This window comes from Cryobacterium sp. Hz9, assembly GCF_004402825.1.
Lineage (GTDB): Bacteria > Actinomycetota > Actinomycetes > Actinomycetales > Microbacteriaceae > Cryobacterium > Cryobacterium gelidum.
The window spans coordinates 114,830-137,824 of record NZ_SOFC01000006.1 but is presented as its reverse complement, the minus strand read 5'-3'; the positions used below and the strand labels follow the sequence as shown (position 1 = coordinate 137,824).

General features: G+C 64.0%; 24 protein-coding genes and 1 pseudogene. 22 read left to right on the top strand and 3 right to left on the bottom strand.

Going from position 1 to position 22,995, the window contains the following annotated elements; all coding sequences use genetic code 11:
* The first annotated feature begins 64 nt into the window (after positions 1-64).
* From E3N85_RS01305 to E3N85_RS01255, 11 genes and pseudogenes are all read left to right on the top strand, one after another.
* On the top strand, positions 65-1,495 hold the full coding sequence (locus tag E3N85_RS01305; protein ID WP_134458607.1) for a CCA tRNA nucleotidyltransferase: 1,431 nt from the start codon (positions 65-67) through the stop codon (positions 1,493-1,495).
* Positions 1,485-2,366, top strand: a complete 882-nt coding sequence (locus E3N85_RS01300; protein WP_134458605.1) for a carbohydrate ABC transporter permease — start codon at positions 1,485-1,487, stop codon at positions 2,364-2,366. The genes E3N85_RS01305 and E3N85_RS01300 overlap by 11 nt, the downstream gene beginning before the upstream one ends.
* Positions 2,353-3,183 (top strand): carbohydrate ABC transporter permease, encoded by an 831-nt coding sequence (locus tag E3N85_RS01295; protein WP_134458603.1) that lies wholly within the window; start codon positions 2,353-2,355, stop codon positions 3,181-3,183. The genes E3N85_RS01300 and E3N85_RS01295 overlap by 14 nt, the downstream gene beginning before the upstream one ends.
* A gap of 43 nt (positions 3,184-3,226) precedes the next feature.
* Complete coding sequence (locus E3N85_RS01290) at positions 3,227-4,567, top strand: sugar ABC transporter substrate-binding protein (protein WP_134458601.1); 1,341 nt, start codon at positions 3,227-3,229, stop codon at positions 4,565-4,567.
* A 314-nt stretch (positions 4,568-4,881) separates the two neighbouring features.
* Positions 4,882-5,250 (top strand): annotated as a pseudogene (rpsF, locus tag E3N85_RS01285) (30S ribosomal protein S6); the annotation flags it as partial.
* A gap of 264 nt (positions 5,251-5,514) precedes the next feature.
* Positions 5,515-6,033, top strand: a complete 519-nt coding sequence (locus E3N85_RS01280; protein WP_134458599.1) for a single-stranded DNA-binding protein — start codon at positions 5,515-5,517, stop codon at positions 6,031-6,033.
* Positions 6,034-6,081: 48 nt separating this feature from the next.
* On the top strand, positions 6,082-6,345 hold the full coding sequence (gene rpsR, locus E3N85_RS01275; RefSeq protein ID WP_035835236.1) for a 30S ribosomal protein S18: 264 nt from the start codon (positions 6,082-6,084) through the stop codon (positions 6,343-6,345).
* A gap of 9 nt (positions 6,346-6,354) precedes the next feature.
* On the top strand, positions 6,355-6,804 hold the full coding sequence (rplI, locus tag E3N85_RS01270) for a 50S ribosomal protein L9 (RefSeq protein ID WP_134458597.1): 450 nt from the start codon (positions 6,355-6,357) through the stop codon (positions 6,802-6,804).
* 457 nt (positions 6,805-7,261) lie between these two features.
* Positions 7,262-8,698: a replicative DNA helicase gene (gene dnaB / locus E3N85_RS01265; RefSeq protein WP_166783820.1), complete on the top strand. Its 1,437-nt coding sequence runs from the start codon at positions 7,262-7,264 to the stop codon at positions 8,696-8,698.
* Between the two features lie 95 nt (positions 8,699-8,793).
* On the top strand, positions 8,794-9,414 hold the full coding sequence (locus tag E3N85_RS01260; protein WP_134458595.1) for a hypothetical protein: 621 nt from the start codon (positions 8,794-8,796) through the stop codon (positions 9,412-9,414).
* A complete protein-coding gene (locus E3N85_RS01255) occupies positions 9,411-9,680 on the top strand; it encodes a hypothetical protein (RefSeq protein WP_134458593.1) in 270 nt (89 codons plus the stop codon). The genes E3N85_RS01260 and E3N85_RS01255 overlap by 4 nt, the downstream gene beginning before the upstream one ends.
* A 170-nt stretch (positions 9,681-9,850) precedes the next feature.
* On the opposite strand, the gene purB is transcribed toward E3N85_RS01255, so the two are convergent.
* Positions 9,851-11,233, bottom strand: a complete 1,383-nt coding sequence (gene purB, locus E3N85_RS01250) for an adenylosuccinate lyase (RefSeq protein ID WP_134458591.1) — start codon at positions 11,231-11,233, stop codon at positions 9,851-9,853.
* A complete protein-coding gene (locus tag E3N85_RS01245; RefSeq protein WP_134458589.1) occupies positions 11,230-11,757 on the bottom strand; it encodes a low molecular weight protein-tyrosine-phosphatase in 528 nt (175 codons plus the stop codon). Before E3N85_RS01245 ends, purB begins: the two co-directional genes overlap by 4 nt.
* Before the next feature lie 127 nt (positions 11,758-11,884).
* Here E3N85_RS01245 and E3N85_RS01240 point away from each other — a divergent pair, with 127 nt between their 5' ends.
* Both E3N85_RS01240 and E3N85_RS01235 read left to right on the top strand, forming a co-directional pair.
* Positions 11,885-12,175, top strand: a complete 291-nt coding sequence (locus E3N85_RS01240; RefSeq protein WP_134458587.1) for a hypothetical protein — start codon at positions 11,885-11,887, stop codon at positions 12,173-12,175.
* Positions 12,163-13,602 (top strand): hypothetical protein, encoded by a 1,440-nt coding sequence (locus E3N85_RS01235; protein WP_134458585.1) that lies wholly within the window; start codon positions 12,163-12,165, stop codon positions 13,600-13,602. Before E3N85_RS01240 ends, E3N85_RS01235 begins: the two co-directional genes overlap by 13 nt.
* A 25-nt stretch (positions 13,603-13,627) precedes the next feature.
* Here E3N85_RS01235 and E3N85_RS01230 read toward each other — a convergent pair whose 3' ends face one another.
* Positions 13,628-14,020, bottom strand: a complete 393-nt coding sequence (locus E3N85_RS01230; RefSeq protein ID WP_134458583.1) for a phage holin family protein — start codon at positions 14,018-14,020, stop codon at positions 13,628-13,630.
* A gap of 88 nt (positions 14,021-14,108) precedes the next feature.
* On the opposite strand from E3N85_RS01230, the gene E3N85_RS01225 reads away from it, so the two are divergent.
* From E3N85_RS01225 to E3N85_RS01185, 9 genes are all read left to right on the top strand, one after another.
* The gene (locus tag E3N85_RS01225; RefSeq protein ID WP_134458581.1) at positions 14,109-15,215 is read left to right on the top strand and encodes a histidinol-phosphate transaminase; all 1,107 of its coding nucleotides are present in this window, start codon (positions 14,109-14,111) and stop codon (positions 15,213-15,215) included.
* A 106-nt stretch (positions 15,216-15,321) separates the two neighbouring features.
* A complete protein-coding gene (locus tag E3N85_RS01220; protein ID WP_134458873.1) occupies positions 15,322-16,413 on the top strand; it encodes a thiamine pyrophosphate-dependent dehydrogenase E1 component subunit alpha in 1,092 nt (363 codons plus the stop codon).
* Positions 16,413-17,417, top strand: a complete 1,005-nt coding sequence (locus tag E3N85_RS01215) for an alpha-ketoacid dehydrogenase subunit beta (protein WP_134458579.1) — start codon at positions 16,413-16,415, stop codon at positions 17,415-17,417. The genes E3N85_RS01220 and E3N85_RS01215 overlap by 1 nt, the downstream gene beginning before the upstream one ends.
* Positions 17,418-17,454: 37 nt before the next feature.
* Positions 17,455-18,822 carry a dihydrolipoamide acetyltransferase family protein gene (locus E3N85_RS01210; protein ID WP_134458577.1) on the top strand — a complete coding sequence of 456 codons (1,368 nt, stop codon included), beginning with the start codon at positions 17,455-17,457 and terminating at the stop codon, positions 18,820-18,822.
* Between the two features lie 62 nt (positions 18,823-18,884).
* Entirely contained in the window at positions 18,885-19,898 is a 1,014-nt protein-coding gene (locus E3N85_RS16630; protein WP_134458575.1) for a metal ABC transporter substrate-binding protein, read from the top strand.
* 7 nt (positions 19,899-19,905) lie between these two features.
* Entirely contained in the window at positions 19,906-20,703 is a 798-nt protein-coding gene (locus E3N85_RS01200; protein ID WP_166783814.1) for a metal ABC transporter ATP-binding protein, read from the top strand.
* Entirely contained in the window at positions 20,704-21,609 is a 906-nt protein-coding gene (locus E3N85_RS01195) for a metal ABC transporter permease (protein WP_134458571.1), read from the top strand. It begins immediately after the preceding gene.
* Positions 21,609-22,460: a metal ABC transporter permease gene (locus E3N85_RS01190; protein WP_134458569.1), complete on the top strand. Its 852-nt coding sequence runs from the start codon at positions 21,609-21,611 to the stop codon at positions 22,458-22,460. The genes E3N85_RS01195 and E3N85_RS01190 overlap by 1 nt, the downstream gene beginning before the upstream one ends.
* Positions 22,457-22,867, top strand: coding sequence for a Fur family transcriptional regulator (locus E3N85_RS01185; RefSeq protein ID WP_134458567.1), 411 nt, complete (start codon positions 22,457-22,459; stop codon positions 22,865-22,867). Before E3N85_RS01190 ends, E3N85_RS01185 begins: the two co-directional genes overlap by 4 nt.
* The last annotated feature ends 128 nt before the right edge of the window (positions 22,868-22,995 follow it).

The window sequence follows — 22,995 nt, the reverse complement described above, 5'->3', positions numbered from 1 at the left end:
CGTGCCAGCCTAGAGCCGTCTGTACCGCGCCTGCACGCGCCCGATGACAACTAATATGGGGCATATGCAGAGCGTCGCGGCAGCCCTCGCACGACTGGGCGACCTGGCTGCCACTCCCACGGTATCCCGCCTGGCGAACGCATTTGCGGCCGCCGGCCACGAGCTGGCCCTGGTCGGTGGTCCGGTGCGCGATGCGTTCCTAGACCGACCGCTGCACGATTTGGATTTCACAACGGATGCGACACCAGAGCAGATCCTCGCCCTCGTCACCCCACTCTCCGAAGCGCAGTGGGACATCGGCCGGGCCTACGGCACGATCGGTGCCAGCCTGGCCGGCGAGACCGTGGAGATCACCACGTATCGCGCCGACAGCTACGACGGCACGACCCGCAAGCCCGACGTGGTGTTCGGCACCAGTCTGGAACCGGACCTGCTGCGCCGGGACTTCACCGTCAACGCGATGGCCCTGCGCCTGCCCCAGCTGACCCTGGTCGACCCGGCCGGTGGTATCGACGATCTGCTGGCCCAGCGCCTACGCACGCCGAGCACTCCGGAGGTTTCTTTCGGAGACGACCCTCTGCGGATGCTGCGTGCGGCACGGTTCAGCGGCCAGATCGGTTTCACGCTGGACCAGGACACCGCGCTGGCCATGGAAAAAATGCGCGACAGCATTCGGATCGTGTCGGCCGAACGTATCGGTGACGAACTGTCGAAACTGCTGCTCTCCGCTGATCCGCGCGCCGGTATCGAGGTGCTGATGGAATCGGGCCTGGCCGAGATCGTGCTCCCCGAAATTCCCGACCTGCGGTTGGAGATCGACGAACACCACCACCACAAGGACGTCTACCAGCACACCCTCACCGTGCTGGAGCAGGCCATGGGCTATGAGAAATCACGCGGCAACCTCGAGGCTCCCGACCTGATCGTGCGCCTCGCCGCCCTGCTGCACGACATCGGCAAGCCGGCCACCCGCAAACTCGAACCGGGCGGAGTCGTGAGCTTCTACCACCACGACGTGGTCGGGGCGAAGCTGGCGAAGAAACGACTGCGCGCCCTGCGCTTCGACAATGACACGATCAACGCCGTCGCTCGCCTGATCGAACTGCACCTGCGATTCTTCGGCTACACCGAGGGCGCCTGGACCGACTCGGCCGTGCGCCGATATGTGCGCGACGCCGGGGACCAACTGGAACGGCTGCATATTCTCACCCGCGCCGACGTCACCACCCGCAACCGGCGCAAGGCCGATCGGCTCGGCTTCGCCTACGACGACCTGGAACAGCGCATTGCCGCCCTGGCCGAGCAAGAAGAACTCGGCGCCGTACGCCCCGACCTCGACGGCGAGCAGATTATGGCCGTTCTCGGCATGAAACCGGGACGCGAAGTGGGCGAGGCTTACCGCTATCTGCTCGAGCAGCGGCTGGACGATGGACCCCTCGGCGAGGACGAAGCCACCCGCCGGTTAGTGGTCTGGTGGGCGGAGCGTGTCCAATAAGGGCAGCCTGCGTCGACGCAGTGCGATCACCGGCTACACCCTGCTCGCTCCCAGTTTGTTCGGCGTGGTCTGCTTTCTCCTGCTCCCGGTGCTCGTCGTGCTCTGGCTCAGCTTTCAGAGCTGGAACCTGATCGGCCCGATCACCTTCGTCGGTCTTGACAACTACCAATCCGTTCTCAGTGACGGCGTCTTCGGAAACTCCCTGCTGGTCACGCTCATCTTCGCCCTGCTCGTGGTGCCGATTCAAACCCTGATCGGTCTCGGCGCGGCCACCCTGCTCACCCGTGGCCTTCCGGGGTCAGCCTGGTTTCGTACGGTCTACGTGCTGCCGTGGATTTGCGCTCCGCTTGCTCTGGGCGTCGTGTGGAAGTGGATCCTCGCGCCCACCGATGGGGCACTCAACACCCTGCTCGGTCAGCGCGCCGAGTGGCTCAGTGACCCCGCACTGGCGCTACCGGCCGTGGCTGCCGTGGTGATCTGGACCAACGTCGGCTACGTCACGCTGTTCTTCATGGCCGGGCTGCTCAACATTCCCGGGCAGATTCTCGAGGCGGCCCGCATCGACGGGGCCGGCGCGGTGAAGATGTTCTGGCATATCACGCTGCCACTGTTGCGTCCGACCATGTTCTTCGTGCTCGTCACCACGGTCATTTCGGCCTTTCAGGTCTTCGACCAGGTATATGCGCTCACCCAGGGCGGCCCGGCACGATCGACGGACGTTGTGGCCGCGCGCATCTACTACGAGGCTTTCGACGCCTTCGACCTCGGCCGCGCGGCCGTCATGGCCGTTGTTCTGCTGGTCATCCTGGTTCTCATCACCCTCGCCCATCAGCTCTTTTTTCGCCGGAGGGTCACCTATGAAATGGACTAGATTCTCCTCAACGGCTGCTGTCTACCTGGTGCTGGTACTTGGTGCCCTGTTCACCCTCGGCCCGTTCCTGCTGAGCATTCTGACCGCGTTCAAAACCCGCGAGCAGTTCGCACAGCAGCCGGCGCTGAGTTGGCCGGACCCGTTCACCCTGGAGAATTTTGCGCTGCTGCTGAACGGGCCGGCGCAGTTCGGTCGCGCCATCTTGATCACGGTGTTGGCCGCCGTGCTGATTTTGGTCGGGCAGCTGATCTGCTCGATTCTCGCCGCCTATGCCTTCGCTCGGGTAGATTTTCCCGGCCGTCAGGTGTTGTTTTGGGTGTACCTGTCGACCCTGATGATTCCGCCGGTCGTGCTCGTTGTGCCGCTGTACCTGATGATGACCGAGGTTGGGTTGCGCAACTCGTTCTGGAGCCTCGTGCTGCCGTTCGCGTTCGCATCCCCGTACGCGATCTTTCTGTTGCGCGAATATTTTCGCGGAATTCCCCAGGAACTCATCGATGCTGCCCGGCTCGACGGCGCGAACACCCTCGACGTTTTGGTCGAGATTGTGGTGCCGCTGTCACACCCGATTATCGCCACCCTGACCCTCATTACGATCGTGAGCCACTGGAACAGTTTCATGTGGCCGCTCGTGATCACGACGGGTACGCAATGGCGGGTCGTGACCGTGGCTACCGCGAGCCTGCAAAGCCAGTTCAACGGCAACTGGACACTCGTGATGGCGGCCACCACGCTCGCCCTGGTTCCGCTCCTCGTGCTGTTCCTGATGTTCCAGCGCAGCTTCGTGCGGTCGATCGCCATCACGGGATCTGCGTAGGCTGGTCCACTGGGGAAGGTTCGATCCGTCAACAAAGGACATCATGGCCAAGCGTTCCACCATCATTGCCGCCGGCGCCGCCGCGGTGCTGCTCGTCATTACCGGGGCTGTTGCCGCCCTCAACCTGTCTGCCGCAAAATCGCCCAGCGATGCCACCACCGTGACCGTGCGACTCTGGGATGACCAGGTTGCCGCCGCCTACGAGAAGTCCTTTAAAGCCTTCGAAAGAGATAACGCCGACATACAGGTCGATGTGGAGCTTGTCCCCTACGACGACTACTTCGAAAAACTGCGCACCGATGTGGCCGGTGACGGCGCCCCCGATGTTTTTTGGGTCGATGGTGGCAGTTATCCCGCCTACGCCGACGCGGGCGCGCTGCTGAACATCACGACGGCCATCCCAGCGGATGTGCAGGCCGGCTGGGCTCCGTCCGTGGTGGCGCAATACACCCGGGCTGCCACGCTCTGGGGCGTGCCGCAGCTGGCCGATCCCGGCATCGCGGTGTATTACAACGCCGACCTGCTGCGTGACGCCGGTCTGAGCCCCGCTGATGTGTCCGCTCTCTCCTGGGATCCCACCGGTGACAATGACACTCTCACTCCGGTATTGCAGAAACTCACCAAGGACTACAACGGCAACACGGCCAACAGCGCCGAGTTCGACGGTTCCAATCTGAGCCAATACGGCTACAACGCGGGTTATGACCTGCAGGCAATGGTGCTGAACTACCTGGCCTCCGGTGGCGCCCAGTTTCAGGATGAGTCCAACCGATACGTCTTCGCGTCCGACGCCGGTATCGCCTCGTTCCAGTACCTCGTCGACCTCATGAACAAGTGGCACGTGTCCCCGTCGGCCGCCGATACGAACACCAACGGCGACTTCAGCCGCGAGCAGTTTTTGCAGGGCAAGATGGCCCTGTTCCAGAGCGGTGTGTACAACCTCGCCAATGTGAGCGCCGGGGCGAACTTCGATTGGGGCGTGGTGAACCTGCCGAGCGGTCCCGCCGGTGCGATCAGCGGTGTCGATGGCATCGCCGCAGCCGGCAATGCCGCGTCGGAGCATCCGGCCGAAACCCAGCGCGTGCTGGAATGGCTCGGTAGTACCGCCGGATCCGAGTTCGTCGGAGCTTCCGGAGCGGCGTCTCCGGCCGTGGTGGCTGCGCAACCGGCCTACGCGGCGTATTGGGCCGCCAAAAAGGTCGACATCAGCGCGTTCTACGACGTGTTGGCCGCCGGTACGGCGCCAGCGCCGCAGGGTGCCGGTTGGCCGGCCGCTGAGAACGCCATGCGGCCGCTGCTCGACGAGGTCTTCCTCGGTCGCACATCGGTCGACCACGGTGTGCGCGCCGCGCAGAAAGCGGCCAATGCCGCTCGGACCGAATAATCCCGCTCCTCCATCGATCGGGGTCCGTGACATCATGCACGGATTGCCGTAATTCCTGCGCAGTGGTCGTGGCTCGGAACACACTCAAGGTGTCTGACTTGACGTGTTCGGTGCGAGGTATTCGATCGAGTTGTTCGGTCGAGTTGCGCGGTCGAGAGGGTGCCGGGCAGATCGACTGGTATATGGACTCGGCATCGGGTAGTCTGGGCAGGTTGCCTGCGTGCCGGATTCCCGGCCTCCGCGTTCAGCACATGCACAACCCTCCTGTTACAGAAAGTCTGTAGCCGTTTTAGTCCGAAGGAGGTGGGTTAGTCATGCATCAGTACGAACTTATGGTTATCCTCGATCCCGAGATCGATGAGCGCACCGTAGCTCCCAGCCTTGACAAGTTCCTCAACGTTGTTCGCAACGATGGTGGCACCATTGACAAGGTTGATGTCTGGGGTCGTCGTCGTCTCGCATACGAGATCAACAAGAAGACCGAAGGCATTTATGCCGTCGTGGACTTCACCGCAAACGCCTCAGCCACGTTCGAGCTCGACCGCCAGCTGAGCCTGTCCGAGGCTGTCATGCGCACCAAGGTGCTTCGCGCCGAAGAGGGTATCGCCCAGGTCGTCGTGGCAACCAAGCTGGCCGCAGAGAAGGCAGCCCGTAAGGCTGCCAACCCGAAGGTCATTGCTGCCAAGGCTGACGCTGCTGCTGCTGCTGCCGCTGCCGCTCCGGCTGCCAAGGTTGCCGCTGCTGCCAAGCCTGTCGCTGCCGAGGCTCCGGCCGCTGCCGCTCCGGTTGCTGCCAAGGTCGAGGCTGCCGCTCCGGTTGCTGCCGCTTCCACCGCTGCTCCCGCCGCGAAGGTTGCCGCTGCCAAGCCTGCTGCCGCCAAGCCTGCTGCTGCCAAGGCCACTCCGGCTCCGGCCGCTGTTGCCGACAAGGCAAGCGACAAGTAGCCCATGGCTGGCGAGACCGTAATCACCGTGGTAGGCAACCTCACCAGCGATCCTGAACTGCGTTACACGCAGAACGGGCTGGCGGTTGCCAACTTCACCATCGCTTCCACTCCGCGTACGTTCGATCGTGCGGCCAACGAGTGGAAAGATGGCGACGCGCTGTTCCTGCGTGCGAGCGTTTGGCGTGAATTCGCCGAGCACGTGGCAGGTTCACTGACCAAGGGGTCGCGTGTCATCGCTTCCGGGCGTCTCAAGCAGCGTTCGTATGAGACGAAGGAAGGTGAAAAGCGCACGAGCATGGAGCTCGAGATCGACGAGATTGGTCCTTCGCTGCGCTACGCCACAGCTTCCCTCACTCGCGCGCAGTCGTCCGGCCCCCGCAGCGGCACTCCCGCTGTCGGAGGCCAGGGCAACGATGAGCCGTGGGCTCCCAGCGCCCCCACCAAGACTGCGTCACCCGCAGCATCCGGTGGAGACGTCTGGAACAGCCCCGGCAACTTCAGCGACGAGACCCCCTTCTAAGCCACGCCGCGCGCGTAGCTAACACCTTTTTAAGAAAGTAAGGAAATCATGGCTGGAAAGTCGAGCGGCGACCGCCGCAAGCCGCTTCGCGGAGCTAAGGGTGGCAAGAACGCCGCTCCCGCGAAGTCGATTCGGGTTGGTGTCATCGATTACAAAGATGTCCCGACCCTGCGCAAGTTCATCTCCGAGCGTGGAAAGATCCGCGCCCGCCGCATCACAGGCGTTTCCGTTCAGGAACAACGCCTCATCGCCCGTGCCGTCAAGAACGCCCGCGAAATGGCTTTGCTGCCCTACGCAGGCTCAGGCCGGTAAGGAAACCAAATGTCGAAATTGATTCTGACGCATGAGGTCTCCGGCCTCGGTGCACCCGGCGACGTCGTCGACGTCAAAAACGGGTTTGCTCGTAACTACCTCGTTCCCAAGGGCTTCGCTGTTGCGTGGACCCGCGGTGGCGAGAAGCAGATCGAGCAGATCAAGGCGGCCCGCGCAGCGCGCGAGCACGCCACCTTCGAAGAGGCTGAGGCGCTCAAGGTCAAGCTTGAGAACACCAAGGTCACCCTGGTCGTCAAGGCCGGCGTGGGCGGACGCCTGTTCGGTTCGGTCAAGACCACGGATGTGGCGAACGCCGTTGCGGCCGCTGGTCTCGGTACCGTCGACAAGCGCAAGATCGAGCTCACCGCGATCAAGTTGACCGGTGAGCACACGGCAACGGTTCGTCTTCGCGACGAGCTCAGCGCTACGATCACCCTCGTGGTCGTCGCTGCCAAGTAACACCGCACCGCGGTCGGCCGGGTATCGTATGGCCGGTCAGTGTGTACGCCCCATAGCGGGGGGTTCCGAAAGGAACCCCCCGCTATGGGGCGTTAAAAGCCGAATTCGAAGCGTCGACCCTCTGCTTTTATGCACAGGTGAGCATTCGTATCGACAAGGTTCAAGGGCGGATTGAAGTTATCTTATTCACACCCGTTTGTGAGACTAAAATACCTGATCAGCACTATTTTATTCACTTTTATTCAATGTTTATCCACAGCCGAGTGCACAGGTTCTGCACAATCTTCACGGCGTTTCGCGCAGCTTCTCCACAGAGTTATCCACAGGGTGGTTTGTGGCGGGTGCTACCGGCTCCCTAGGGTGATGCAGTACCCGCATCTCGCACAGGCTGGTGCGTTACGTCCCGTGTCGGTGGTTCTTGATACACCTAGTAGCACGCCAGAGAAAGAGGTGCCGAGTGTCGATCGCTCACCTGGGCCTGGCCCATCAGCCAGCGTCACCCGAATATGGTTCCCCGGCGCGCGGCGGCGCGCTCGATCAGAACCGTGGCGAGCGGCCCGCTGAAGCCTGGAAGTCGGAGCGAGCCCTCCCGCACGACCTCCTGGCCGAGCAAAGCGCTCTCGGTGGAATGATGCTCAGCAAAGACGCTGTCGCCGATGTCGTGGAGACCGTGCGCGGCGGTGACTTCTATATCCCCAAGCACGAGATTATCTTCGACGCGATTCTTTCGCTCTACGCCCAGGGCGAGCCCACAGACGTCATCACGGTCACCGATGAGCTCATCAAGGTCGGTGAACTCTCACGGGCCGGCGGTGCCGACTACCTGCACACCCTGACCAGCCTGGTGCCCACTGCTGCCAACGCAGGTTTCTACTCGACCATCGTGGCCGAACGCGCTCTGCTGCGTCGCCTGGTCGAGGCTGGCACGCGCATCGCCCAGATGGGCTACGCGGGCGAAGGCGAGGTGCTCGACCTCGTGAACACGGCCCAGGCCGAGATCTACTCCGTCACGGGTGGCACGGAAACCGAAGACTACGTTCCGCTCACCGATGCCGTAACGGCGGCCATCGAAGAGATTGAAGCCGCCAAGCTCAAGGACGGCCAGATGAGCGGCGTCCCCACGGGCTTTGCCGACCTCGACGAACTCACCAACGGGTTCCATGGCGGCCAGCTCATCATCGTTGCGGCTCGCCCGGCGCTGGGTAAGTCCACGCTCGCCCTCGACTTTGCTCGTTCGGCATCCATTCATCACAACATGCCGAGCATCTTCTTCTCGCTCGAAATGGGGCGAAGTGAAATTGCTATGCGCCTGCTCGCGGCGGAGGCATCGGTTCCTTTGCAGAGTATGCGCAAGGGCACCGTCGAGGCCCGTGACTGGACGACGATTGCCGCCACGCGCGGCCGTATCAACGATGCCCCGCTCTACATCGACGACAGTCCGAACATGACCCTGGTGGAGATTCGCGCGAAGTGCCGCCGGCTCAAGCAGCGCGTCGGGCTCAAAATGGTCATCATCGACTACCTCCAGCTCATGACCAGCGGTAAAAAGGTCGAGTCACGCCAGCAGGAGGTCAGCGAGTTCTCCCGGGCCCTCAAGCTGCTCGCCAAGGAGCTGCAGGTTCCCGTGATTGCGCTCTCGCAGCTCAACCGTGGCCCGGAGCAGCGCGCCGACAAGATGCCGGCGATCAGCGACCTTCGTGAGTCGGGATCGCTCGAGCAGGACGCCGACATGGTCATCCTGCTGCACCGCGAGAGCGCGTATGAGAAAGACAACCCGCGGGCCGGTGAGGCGGACCTCATCGTGGCCAAGCACCGTAACGGCCCTACTCGCACGGTCACGGTTGCCTTCCACGGCCACTACTCCCGCTTCGCCGATATGGTGGCCGGCGGGTAACTCGCTCAGCGGGTGCGTGCAGGCGGCTCGCAGTTGCGCCGTCGAGTCGCCGCGTAGACTGGAACTGACAAATTTTGCAACGAAAGAGGTCGTGCGTGGCGAACGCCCAGGCACCATCAAACGTCGGACCCCGTTACTGGACCGTGCTCGTCGGGCGCGCCCTGATCGCGGTCATTCCCGCCGTGATCATTACGTTCAACCGGGAGCACTCCGCCCAGCTGGGCTTGGTCGTGTTCGGCGCATTCGCCCTGGCGAGCGGCCTGCTGCTCATTCTGACCGGCCCGCGCACCCTGACTGTTGCGACCGACCGCAGCCTGTTCCTCATACACGGCGTCGTGAGCATGATCGCTGGCGCGCTGGCCCTTGCTGTCCACACCGGTGGCCACGGGTTCTTTCTCTTCATCGTGAGCGTCTGGGGAGCCGTCACCGGTTTTCTCGAAATCTATGCCGGCATCCGGGTGCGTAAACGCCCCCTGCCGGCCAAAGACTGGCTGTTCACTGGCATCGGCGGTGCGCTCCTCGCCCTGCTCTTTCTGCTGCTTCCGCCCAACCCGGTTGTCTCGGTCGGATTATTCGGTGCCTACCTGGTCTTTCTCGCTGTTTTCCTGCCCATTGCCGGGCTCTCCCTCAAGTGGGATGCACCTCGACCGCACCGCACCGCACCTGCGAACACGGCACCCGCGAACACCGCACCCAATGATTCGGATTCCCTGTGACCAAAAAGACTCCTGGTACTCCCAACTCGGCACACCAGCCCAGCCGATCCGATCGGTTGAAGCCGGCCGAATTGCTCGCCATCTCCGGCGCGATGGCCCTGTTCGTCGGAGTGACCATTCTTCTCACGACACGCGAAGTCATGCTCTCGGTCATTGGGCTCGGGGTGACGTTTATCGTGGCGCTCGTGGTGATTGCGATGCTCGTGCTCGGCATGAAGCCGAACGCGTCGGAGCAGTCTGACCTGGACGAGCAGAACGGCCACTAGCTCACGCTTGAACGTCACAGGGGCACCGGCGTCGATCGTGACGAGGGTGCCCATGTGACTGTGGCGACGGACTAGGTCAAGTAGTCAGTGATTGTGGCGACGGACTAGGTCAAGTAGTCAGTGATTGTGGCGACGGACTAGGTCAAGTAGTCAGTGATTGTGACGACGGACTAGGTCAAGTAGTTAACCAGCGGGTCGGCGAGGCCGACATAGCTCGCCGGGGTCAGGGCCAGGAGCCTGGTCTTGGCGGCGTCTCCAATGTCGAGTCTGGAGACGAAAGCTGCCAGGTCGGCGCTCGTGATGCGTTTGCCGCGGGTCAGGTCCTTGAGCAGCGCGTAGGGATCCGCGATGCTCGAGCGCCCGGCCGAGACTTCGGCGCGAATCACAGTCTGAATCGCCTCTCCCAGAATCTCCCAATTCGAGTCGAGGTCGTGCGCGAGCAGGGCGCGGTCGATGTCGATCTCGCCGAGGCCGCGCAGCATGTTGTCGAGCGCGAGCAGCGAATGCCCGAAACCGACGCCGATGTTGCGCTGGGTGGTGGAGTCGGTGAGGTCGCGCTGCAGACGACTGGTCACGAGAGTGGCAGCGAGCGAGTCCAGGATGGCGCAGGACAGTTCGAGGTTCGCCTCGGCGTTCTCGAAGCGAATCGGGTTGATTTTATGCGGCATGGTGGAGGAGCCGGTGGCGCCGACCTGGGGAATCTGGCGGAAATAGCCGATAGAAATGTAGGTCCAGATGTCGGTGGCCAGATTGTGCAGAATGCGGTTCGCGTGTGAGGCGCGGGAATACAGCTCCGCCTGCCAGTCGTGCGATTCGATCTGCGTGGTGAGTGGGTTCCAGCCGAGGCCGAGACCCTCGACGAACTCGCGCGAGACCGTGGGCCAGTCGACGGACGGATCGGCGGCCACGTGGGCGGCGAACGTGCCGGTGGCACCGCTGAACTTGCCCAGGTATTCGCCGGCATCGATCTGCAGCGCGATGCGCTCGAGGCGGTAGGCGAACACGGCGAGTTCTTTACCCATGGTCGTCGGTGTCGCGGGTTGTCCGTGGGTGCGGGCGAGCATCGCATCCGCTCGAAATTCCAACGCACTGCTGCGCACTGCCTCGATGACCAGGCGTAGCTTCGGCAGCCAGACGTTTTGCACGGCGTCGCGCACGGTCAGGGCATACGAGAGGTTGTTGATGTCTTCGCTGGTCGCGGCGAAGTGGGTGAGTTCGCTGATGTGGTCGAGGTCGAGCGCGCTGAGGCGCCGGCGCACGAGGTACTCAACGGCCTTCACGTCGTGGCGGGTGGTGGCCTCGAGCTCGGCCAGTTCGTCGATCTCAGCCTGGCCAAAGTTCGTCACCAGGGCGCGCAGAGCGAGCTTCTGCTCGGAAGTGAGGGGGGCGGAACCGAACAGGCTGCGGTCGGTGAGGGTGATCAGCCACTCCACCTCCACGCGCACACGAGCGCGGTTGAGGCCGGCCTCGGACAGGTATTCGCCCAGATCAGAAACGGCGGCTCGGTAGCGGCCGTCTAGCGGACTCAGAACCTGTACGGGTAGGTGACTCATCGGACTCCCTGTCGAATTGCGGGTGCAAGTTGTTTCACAAGTGCGTGGCTTGCCCTCTCAATCATGCCTAAAACGGCGTCAAACAACGCATCGTCTGAATAGTAGGGATCGGGCACGTCGAACAGGCCGGCCTGCTCGGCGTCAAAGCTCAGTAGCAGGCACACCTTGGTGCGATCGCGATCCTCGAGTGCCCAGTTGCGCAAAATGCGCTGCTGACTGCGGTCGAGAACAACGACGAGGTCGTACTCGGCGAACCAGAGCGGATCAAACTGGCGGGCCCGATGGTGACTGCCGTCGTAGCCGCGCTTGGCCAGAGCCGTGATCGTACGGTCGTCGGCCTGCTCACCCACATGCCAGTCTCCGGTGCCGGCCGAGCTGGTGGCAATGAGACGCCCGAGTCCGAGCTTCGTGACGTGGTCACGCAGTACGACCTCGGCCATAGGCGATCGACAGATGTTTCCGGTGCAGACGAAAATGATTCGAAACGGCGTCGACTCATCGGGGGTGAGTGACGCGAAGGGCATGCCTCCCATTGTGGAGCAGTTTCGCCTTCTCCACACGCCCAGTATTCAGTGTCTCTACACCGAGTGCGCCCCGACTGGCCGAGCGAGCGGCTGATTCTGTGAGGATCGGCCATGACCAGGAGGAGTCATGGACGGTGTGGAGGTATTGCCGTACGGTCAGGATCGCGCTGAACGCCTAGCGATGCTGCGTACTCAGCGCAGTCTGCTGCTCACCCTGTGCGCCGAGATCACCGCAATGCGTCGACGGCTGGCCGATCTTGACCCCAGCGAGTCCTGGACCTCTCAATCTCAGCGAGCGTATCTCCTGTGCGTGACTGACGTGGTGGAACAGGTGGATCTCGTTCTTCACTATCTGAACGAAGCGCTCCACAGCGTGCGCCTGCAAACTTATGACGCGGAGACCCTGTGTCGAGCCTGAACGATAACAGAACCCGGGGTGAACTGGTCATCTCCGTTGGCGGAACGACCATTGTCGCAACCGAAGTCTTGTTGGTTCAATCTCAATTCCTTTTCTCCATGCACAACGAGGCGATGAACTGGAATACCCGAGCGAATCGGATTCGGCAGATGGACCCGGCGGCCGCGTTTTCGTGGTTCGGGCCGGATCCCTCGCCGGATCTTTTTCACGCCGCGTTGGTGCTCGATCGTCTCCAGCACAGTTGCCAGCATTTGGCGCAGTGCCTCGTGGCGGCGGCCGAGCGGTACGGCTACGCGGAGCGCGTTGCGCAGCAGATGGCCCTGACCCACGGCGCACAGCTGGGCCATGATCTCGGCCAGTTCCTGAGATCTGCGCTGATTTTCGGGGCCGGTACTCCGCTCGCCGCGGCGCTTCCGGGACTGTTCGTGGCGGGACTGCTCGGAAAATCGACCGGCGGTTCTGCCGACGGGGTTGCGATCGACCCGCGCCTGCTCACAAACCCGTCTCTGGTCTCCCTCGTGCGGGTTGCGGTCTCGTCGCTGGACGATGTAGGCGCTGGTCTGGCAGGGATGCCGCGGTCTGTCGGCGTGATGTTCGGCGATGAGGGCCTGGGGATGATCGGCGTCTCGAGCACTGCCCTCGGTCTGTTGGCTGCGGCGCGCAGCGGAGGCCTGTTCACGGAGGGCTCGGTGAACGTAGCAGCGGTGGGAGCGCCGGTGCACGCCACACCACCGACAGGTGCCGGCGATTTAGCGGAGAGAATTCCAAAAGCCGTCGCTGGGCAGCCGCAGGTGCGCATCGAGAATTACGGTACCTCTGAGCGTTCATCCTGGGCGGTGTATATCGGTGGAACGGTCGATTGGAATGCCGTAGCCACGACTGAGCCGTGGGACCTTACCGCCAATGTGACGGCGATCGCGAAGCAGAACGCTGGCTCCTTCTCGGCCGTCATCGACGCCATGAAAGCGGCCGGAATTGCTCCGTCCGACCCGGTTGTCGTTGCCGGCCATTCCCAGGGTGGCCTGGTCGCCACCCAAGTTGCCGCCTACAACCGGTTCAACGTGCAGGCAGTCGCGACGTTCGGGGCGCCCGAATCGCGTGTTCCGGTGCCGCACGGCGTGGCCACCCTCACCGTTGAACACACCGACGATGTGGTCACCGCGCTCGGCGGAGCGAGCCTGGTCGACTCCGACGACCGTGTGACCGTGCGCCGCGAGGTATTCGCTGCGATGGCACCACCGGTTGGAGAGACCCTGCCAGCTCACCACCTCGACCGCTACCGCGAGACGGCGCTGCTCATCGACACCTCTCCGGAAACAAACCTGCAGGAATTTCGGAACACCGTGACGGGCGTTCTCGGGAGCGATCCCGGGGAGGCTGTCCTGTGGCGGGGCACCCGCTTGCCGCCAGGACCGTCGTCGCAGTAGACGCGGGCTTCGGGTCGCGGCCGGTTCAGTTGCGCGCGGTGACCGGGCGCAAAATCAGGCCGAGCAGCCAGGAGATGATGCCGAGCACCAGGGCGCCGAGCACCCCCCACCAGAAGCTGTCGACGACCAGGCCGAAGCCCAGAAATCCGGAAATCCAACCCACAAGCAGCAGCAGCACGCCGTTGACGATCAGCGCAAACAGGCCGAGCGTCAAAACATAGAGCGGAAAAGCGACGACGCGCAGCACACCACCGATGACGGTGTTCACGAACCCGAAGATGAGCGCGATGAGGAGATAGGTGATGACGCTGGCACCCGCGTCCGGGGCGAAGGGGATGACGTGCACCCCGGTCACGAGCAGGGTGGTGAACCACAGGGCCACCGCGTTGACGATCAGCTTGATCAGGAATCTGGCCATGTCCCCACTATCCCACCGGCGCACGTCTGGCGAAAGCCAGGGCACGTTCATTCGCCATTGCGAATATGCCCGGGCGTAGACTCACCGAGTGAGCCTCTCAGACCGACCCTCAGTTCGCCTGCGCCCGGAGATCATTGCCCTTCCGGCCTATCGGCAGGGCCAGCCGGCCGACGCCAGTGCGTTCAAGCTCTCGAGCAATGAGAACCCGTTTGGCCCCCTGCCCGGCGTTATCGAGGCGGTCGCGGCCGAAACGGCCTACAATCGCTACCCGGATGCTTCGGCGCTCGCCCTGCGCGAACGCCTCGCCAGGAAGTTCAGCCTCGACGTCGACCAGGTGCACATCGGCTCCGGCTCGGTGGCCCTGCTGGCCCAGCTCATTCTCGCCGCAGCTGGACCCGGCGATGAAGTGCTCTACTCCTGGCGGTCGTTCGAGGCCTATCCCTCGCTCGTGACCGTCGCCGGGGCCACGAGCGTGCGGGTGGCCAATCGCGCCGATCACGGCCACGACCTCCCCGAAATGGCCGCCGCCATCGGTGACAATACCCGCGTCGTCATTGTCTGCTCGCCGAACAATCCGACCGGAACGATCGTTACGAAGGACGAATTCGAGGCCTTCATGGCCGTCGTCCCGACCGACCTGCTGGTCATTCTCGATGAGGCATACATCGAGTTCGTCACCGAAGCGGATGCCGTCAACGGCCCGCCGCTGCTCGCCCGCTACCCCAATCTGGTCGTTCTACGCACCTTCTCCAAGGCGTACGGTCTGGCGGGATTGCGGGTCGGTTATGCGCTCGGTGCGGTGGATATTCTGAACGCCGCACGATCAACGGCCATCCCACTCTCGGTGACGGCGCAGGCCGCAGCGGCCGCTATTGCCTCGCTCAAGGCCGAGAGGGAGCTGCTCGATCGGGTTCGCCTCCTCGCCACGCGTCGCGACGCGGCCTGGCAGGTGATGACCAGCCAGGGGTGGAACATCCCTGCGCCCCAGGGCAACTTTCTCTGGCTGCCCACGGGCGCCGAAACGACCAGTGTGGCCGAGGCACTCGGCACAGCCGGCCTGGTGGTGCGACCCTTCGCGGCCGAGGGTATTCGAATCTCAATCGGTGAGGAGCAGGCTGTGGCGACACTCCTACTATTGAGCGCGGATCTTGTCGACGCCCTTCCCGCCGATCACCCGGCTCGGCAGATAGGTTAGTACGGTGTCAGCCACCCGAAACGACGCGACTGCACTGGTTTCTGCAGCGCCCACCCCTGCAGCGCCCACGCCCTTTGGTCTCGATGGGGCCGACACCTGCGTGCGCATGATTTCTCCGGCCGGGGTGTTCGAACCGAACGCCGCCGCCGAACAGTTCCTGCCCTACCTCGACCGGCTCACCGAGGCGGACCACCGACGTTTCTACCGCGACATGGTCGTGGTGCGCAAGTTCGACACCGAGGCGGCCAACCTGCAGCGTCAGGGCCAGCTCGCTCTCTGGGTTCCGAGCCATGGACAGGAGGCGGCGCAGGTGGGGTCGGCCTACGCGACCCGGCCGCAGGACCACGTTTTCCCCTCCTACCGGGAGCATGTCGTCGGCATGATCCGCGGCCTCGACGTCGTCGATATTCTGCGCATGCTGCGCGGCGTCACCCTGGGCGGATGGGTGCCGGAAGAGCACGGAAACTTTCACCTGTACACCCTCGTTCTGGCCTCGCAGACCCTGCACTCCACCGGCTACGCCATGGGTATGCAGCTCGACGGGTCGACCGCGACCGGCAACCCCGAGACCGATCAGGCCGTCATCGTCTACTACGGTGACGGTGCCTCGTCGCAGGGCGACGCCAGCGAGGCCCTCGTCTTCGCGGCAAGCTACCAGACGCCTCAGGTGTTCTTTCTGCAGAACAATCATTGGGCTATCTCGGTCCCCGTCGCACGGCAGTCCCGCACGCCGCTCTACCTGCGCGCCAGTGGTTTCGGCATGCCCGGCACCCAGATCGACGGCAACGATGTGCTCGCGAGCTTCGCCGTCACGGCGAAATCCCTGGACGACGCCCGCGCCGGCCATGGTCCGTCGCTGATTGAGGCGCTCACCTACCGCGTCGGCGCACACACCACGGCCGACGACCCCACCAAGTACCGAGATCCCGACGAGCTCGCCTACTGGGTGGCGCGCGACCCGATCGTGCGCTTTCGCAACTACCTGCAGGGCCGCGGCATTGAGCAGGAATTCCTCGACGCCGTCGACGAAGAAGCCGCCGACTTCGCCGCCGACACCCGACGAAGGGCGCTCGACATCACCGGCCCGGAGCAATCGGTGATTTTCGACAACGTCTACGCCGAACCGCATCCGCTCGTGGCAGAGCAAAAGGCCTGGCTCGACCGCTACGAAGCCTCTTTCGACGAGGGTGAGAACTGATGACCGCTGCGACTGACACGAGCGTCGCATCCGCTTCGCTGCCAATGACAAAAGCGCTGAACGCCGGGCTGCGTCGAGCAATGCTTGACGACCCCTCGGTGCTGCTGATGGGCGAAGACATCGGCTCGCTCGGCGGAGTCTTTCGGGTCACCGAGGGCCTCATCGCTGAGTTTGGCGACAAGCGGGTACTGGACACGCCGCTCGCCGAGTCCGGCATCATCGGCACGGCCATCGGCCTCGCCATGCGCGGATTTCGGCCGGTTTGCGAGATTCAGTTCGACGGATTCGTCTTCCCCGGCTTCGACCAGATCACCAGCCAGCTGGCCCGCATGCGTAACCGCCACGAGGGCGGCCTCATCATGCCCGTCGTCATTCGCATTCCGTACGGTGGACACATCGGCTCGATCGAGCACCACCAGGAGAGCCCAGAGGCCTATTTCGCGCACACTCCCGGCCTGCGCGTGGTGAGCCCATCAAATCCGCACGACGCGTACTGGATGATGCAGGAAGCGATCACGAGTAACGACCCGGTGATCTTCTTCGAGCCCAAGAGCCGCTACTGGCCCAAGGGTGAGGTGCGATTTGATGAGAGCGGAACACCGCTGCACGCCAGCCGTGTGGTGCGGGCCGGCACCGATGTCACCGTCGTCGGCCATGGCGCCATGGTGAGCGTGCTGTCGCAGGCGGCCGACCTCGCCCAGGCCGAGGGCATCAGTTTGGAGGTCATCGACCTGCGCTCACTCTCCCCGATCGACTACGCACCGATTTTGGGTTCGGTGCAGAAAACCGGTCGTTTGGTCGTCACCCAGGAAGCTCCCGGCTTCGTGAGCGTCGGCAGCGAGATTGCCGCCACGGTCGCCGAGCGCGCGTTTTACACGCTCGAAGCGCCCGTGCTGCGGGTCTCGGGCTTTGACACGCCGTTTCCGCCGGCCGCCGTCGAGACGCACTTCCTGCCCAGCCCCGACCGTGTGCTGGAAGCCGTCGACCGCGTTCTCGCCTACTGATCATCCTTACTTCCACCAGCAGCAGGAAAGGCACAGTATGAGCGTGTCGAAGTTCACCCTCCCCGACGTCGGCGAAGGCCTGACCGAGGCCGAAATCGTCGAGTGGAAGGTCGCTCCGGGCGACACCGTGACGATCAACCAGGTGCTGGTCGAGATTGAAACAGCTAAATCGCTGGTCGAGCTGCCGTCGCCGTTCGTCGGCGTGGTCGGTGAAATATTGGTGGCCGCGGGAACCACCGTCGACGTGGGCACGCTGATCATCACGATCGATTCCGATGCGACCGCCGGCGCAGACCGACCGGCGGCAGCTCCGGCAGCGGATGCCGCAGCATCGGCCGCCGACACGCTGGCCCTGGATACGAGCGACAGCATCAGCGACGAGGCCCCCGAGCCGGTGCTCGTCGGCCGAGGCGCCGCCGCCACGATGTCCACCCGGCGGCGGCGACACACCGGCGCGCGCGTCGCCCACGAATCCCTCGCCCCCGAGGCCCCGACGCGTACCCGCGCCGTGCCGGCGGCGCCGACCCGGCGCGCGGCATCCGCGGGACCGGTCATGGCGAAGCCACCGATTCGAAAGCTCGCCAAGGACCTTGGCGTCGACCTCTCCCTCGTCGAGGCGACCGGGCCGGTTGGCGATGTGACCCGTGAGGACGTGCTGCGTGGTGCGACCCAGGCCAGCGTGTTCCGCAACATCCAGACGCCGGAATGGCCCGTCGACCGCGACGAACACATTCCAGTGAAGGGTGTGCGTAAGGCCATCGCGCAGGCGATGGTGAAAAGTGCTTTCACGGCTCCGCACGTGAGCCTGTTCGTCGACGTGGATGCCACCCGAACCATGGAATTCGTCAAACGGCTCAAGGCGTCCACCGATTTCGCGGGCATCCGCGTCTCGCCCCTGTTGATCATGGCCAAGGCCATGATCTGGGCCGTGCGGCGAAACCCCACAGTGAACTCCACGTTCACCGAGGAGGAGATCATCGTGCGGCACTACGTGAACCTCGGCATCGCCGCTGCGACTCCGCGCGGGCTGATCGTGCCGAACATCAAGGAAGCGCAGGACATGAGCCTGCTCGAGCTCGCTGCGGCTCTCGAGAAGCTCACCATGACTGCACGCGACGGTAAGACCAGCCCGGCCGAGATGAGCCACGGCACGATCACGATCACAAATATTGGCGTGTTCGGCATGGACACCGGCACTCCCATTCTCAACTCGGGTGAGGCCGGCATCGTGGCTCTCGGCACGATCAAGCAGAGGCCGTGGGTCGTCGACGGTGAGGTGCGGGCGCGGTTCGTGACCACCATCGGTGCAAGCTTCGACCATCGCGTCGTCGATGGCGACGTCGCGAGCCGTTTTCTCGCCGACGTCGCGAGCATTATTGAAGAGCCCGCACTGCTGTTGGAATAGTCGTGGTCGCACGCGTTGCTAATGGTTTTGACAATCATTATCAACAGGATTATTCTTGAGAGATGCCCAAGAGACATCTCGTAGTTCCGGCACTTCTCGCATCGGCCGCCCTCGTCCTCTCGGGGTGCTCGGCCCAAATGACGGCCGGAGCCGACGGCCCGACCGCTGGCCTCAGGGTCGTTGCGACGACAACCCAGGTCGCTGACTTCACCCGCAACGTCGTGGGAGACGCCAGCGGCGTGGATCTCACGCAGCTCATCCAACCGAACCAGAGCGCCCACAGCTACGATCCGTCTGCGGCGGATCTGACCGCGCTCGGCGCAGCCGACGTGCTCGTCATCAACGGTGTCGGGCTCGAAGAGTGGCTTGACGACGCCATTGCTGCGTCCGGCTTCGACGGCGTATTGATCGATGCTGACGCGGGTATCACCATCTCCGAGGTCGGGGCCGGCGAGCATCAGACCGAAGCTGCGGATGCGGCCGGGGATGCTCACGCCCACGACGGCGGCGACCCGCACATCTGGACCGACGTGCGCAATGCCGAGACAATCGTGCGGACGATCACCGACGGCCTCGCCGCTGCCGACGCCGGCAAGGCCGCCAACTTCGAAACCAATGCGACCGCGTACACGGCCCAGTTGCGCGCCCTCGACACGTGGATCCGCACCAACGTCGATACGGTTCCCGAGAGCGACCGCCTGCTTGTGAGCAATCATGATGCCCTCGGTTACTTCACCGCGGCGTACCACATCGACTATGTCGGCTCGGTGATACCGAGCTTCGACGACAACGCCGAGCCGAGCGCCGCCGAGATTGACTTTCTCGTCGCTGCCGTCAGGGCCACCGGTGTCACAGCCGTCTTTTCCGAAGCTTCCCTGAGCCCCAAAACCGCCAAGACGATCGCGACTGAAGCCGGCGTCACCGTCTACTCCGGCGATGACGCCCTCTACGTCGACTCGCTCGGCCCTGAGGGAAGCGCGGGCGACACGTACATCAAGGCGCAGCTGCACAACGCAACGGTCATGCTTGACTCGTGGGGCGTCACACCCTCTTCGCTGCCCGCCGAGCTGGAATAGTTCCCCCGTGATCGAGAACGCTGCTCAAGAAACACCACGAGTACAAGCTGCTGCCGCCCTTCGAGTGGCGGAGGCGTCGTTTGCGTACGGTGCCGAACCCGCCCTGACCGGGATTGACTTCGCGGTGTCACCGGGCCAGGCCGTTGCCCTGATCGGCCCGAACGGGTCGGGCAAGTCCACCCTGCTCAAGGGCATACTCGGGCTCATCACCCGCACGTCGGGCACGGTCGAAGTGCTCGGACAGTGGCCGGCGCCGGCCGGCTATATCGGTTACGTGCCTCAAACCGACCAGCTCGACCCGCACTTTCCGGTCTCGCTCGAACAGGTGGTCATGATGGGCCGCTACCGGTCGCTCGGTTGGTGGCGCCTGCCTTCCAAAGCAGACCATCGGGCCGTCGCCGAAGCCCTGGAGACCGTCGACCTCGGTGCCCGTGCGAGGACACGCTTCGGTGAACTGTCGGGTGGACAGCAGCAACGCGGTCTGCTCGCGCGCGCCGTGGCATCCGCCCCGCGTTTGTTGCTGCTCGATGAGCCCTTCAACGGTCTCGACCAAATCAACCGGGACGCCCTCATCGAAACCGTGAAACGGCTCAAGCAGCAGGGCGTCGCGGTGCTCGTATCGACCCACGACCTCGACCTCGCTCGCGCCGTCTGTGAGAGTGTGCTGCTGCTCAATGGCGCCCAAGTAGCATTCGGGCCGCGCGACGCGGTGCTGACCCTGGCCAACGTGCAGCAGGCCTTCGGCTCGGTCGGTGTGGAGATGGACGAACACACCATCGTGGTTCCCGGGCACGGGGGTCACTGAGTGGATGTCTTCACCCCGCTGATCACCTCGTTCGACCTGCCGTTCATGGCTCGGGCGCTGCTCGTGCTCGTCGTGCTCAGCTTGGTCGCCGGGCTCGTGGGCGTGCTCGTCAACCTGCGCGGGCTCGAGTTCATCAGCGACGGGCTCACCCATGCCGTCTTTCCCGGCGTGGCCATCGGGTTCGTCTGGGGTGGCCGCGACGGCCTGTTCGTGGGAGCCATGGTGGCGGCCCTCATCGCCGCCGTCGTGCTCACCGTGATCGTCAAGCGCGCAGTCACGTCGGACGCCGCGATCGCCGTCGTGTTCACGGCCATGTTCAGCGTGGGGATCATCGTGGTTTCACGGGAAACAAATTACGTCGGCCAGCTCGACGCCCTGCTGTTCGGACGCTTGCTGACCGTCAGCCCGGCCGAAGTCAATCAGACCGTCATCGTCTGCCTCATTGCGCTGGTCATGGTCGGATTCACGCTCAAGGAACAGGTCTTCCGGGCCTTCGACCGTGAAGGAACTGCGGCGGCGGGGTATCGGCTGCTCGCTCTCGACATCGTGCTCAACGTCGCCATCGCACTCGTTGTGGTGGCCGCGAGCAGCGCCGTTGGCAACCTGCTCGTGCTCGCCGTACTGATTGTGCCGGGCGCCGTCGCGCGCCTGGTGACCAATCGCCTGTGGTTGCTCTTTCCGGTGGCGGCAGGCTTCGCCGTTGTGGCCGCCTGGGTTGGGCTCGCCCTTGGCTACGAAGCATCGGTGAATGGCGGCGTCGACCTGCCGAGCGGAGCAACCGTCGTGCTCGTGCTCGTCGCCGGCTACGGTGTGGCCCTGGTGTTACGACTCGCACTCGACCGAATCGGCAGCCACCACCGAACACGGCGCACGGCAAGCCAGCTGGCCGAACCGGCGGCGCCCTGATGGGCTACTTCGAACAGGCCCTCCTCGCGGCTGTGCTGATCGGGGCGCTCAGTGGGCTCGTGGGTACCCTCGTCGTGCTGCGCCAGCGCACCTTCTTCGCCCAGGCCCTCACGCACGCGACCTTTCCGGGAGCGGTAGGGGCGGCGATACTGGGAGTGAGCATTCCCCTCGGCGCCGCGATAGCGAGCATCTTCATCGTGGGTATCATGACGATGATCGGGCGCGTCAATCGACAGGGGAATCAGGTGGCGTCGGGCATTCTGCTGACCGCCGGGTTCGCGCTCGGCGTTCTGCTGCAGGGACTCAACCCCTCCTTGCCGGTGAAGGTCGATTCCTACCTGGTTGGTTCCATACTCACCGTGACTGCCAACGATGTGACGCTCGTGGCCATCGTGCTGGCGTTCGCCGTGCTCGCCATCGTCTTTCTGGGCAAGCAGATCATGTTCTCGACCTTCGACGTGAACGGCTATCGCGCCGCCGGTTATCGGGAATGGCCGATCGAACTGCTGACCCTGGTCCTCACTACTGCCACGGTCGTGACCGCGATGCCCGCCGTCGGTGCCATATTGGCCATCGCCCTGATCGCAGCTCCGGCCGCGGCGGCCCGCCTCGTCTCGCGCACGACCACCCAGATGTTTGTCATCGCCCCCGTGCTCGGTGCGGTGTCGGGATTGGCCGGCGTGCTGCTGTCGCGTTCACTCGACGTTGCGGCCGGCCCGACGATCGCCCTGACGGCGACCGGGCTGTTCATGCTGGCCCTTGTGCTTCAACGGCTCGCCGTTACCGTTCGGGCACCCCGCGAAGCGGATGCACGCCGAGCGCCGCGAAGATCGCTACGGTTAAAGGCATGAAGCGAAATACCTGGCAGCGTGAGGCCGTGCGCGGTGCCCTCGGCGCCAACGACGGCTTCGTCAGCGCCCAGGCGCTGCACTCCGCGCTGCATTCGACCGGATCTCCCATCGGCCTCGCTACGGTCTACCGCGCCCTCGCCGACCTCGCGACCACGGGTTACGCAGATTCACTGCAGTCGCCAGAGGGCGAGAGCCTATACCGCTCGTGCAGCACCAACGAACACCACCATCACCTGATCTGCCGCCATTGCGGACTCACGGTCGAAATCGAAGCGGATGCCGTAGAAACGTGGGCGCACAATGTCGCCACGGAGCACGGCTTCACACAGGCGGCCCACGTCGTGGACGTTTTCGGGCTGTGCGAGCGTTGCACGGCCGTCGCGGCGACGTCCGCAAATCTTACGTGACAGAGACGTTGCGCAACATTCGGTCCTGACTGCCGTTTAGATCACAAGGGTCGCTTAGGTTGTAGACATGAGCTTCTGCGCTCGAGCAGCGTACATTGCCGGGGGTGAAGCGTGATTGTGGGTGGGGG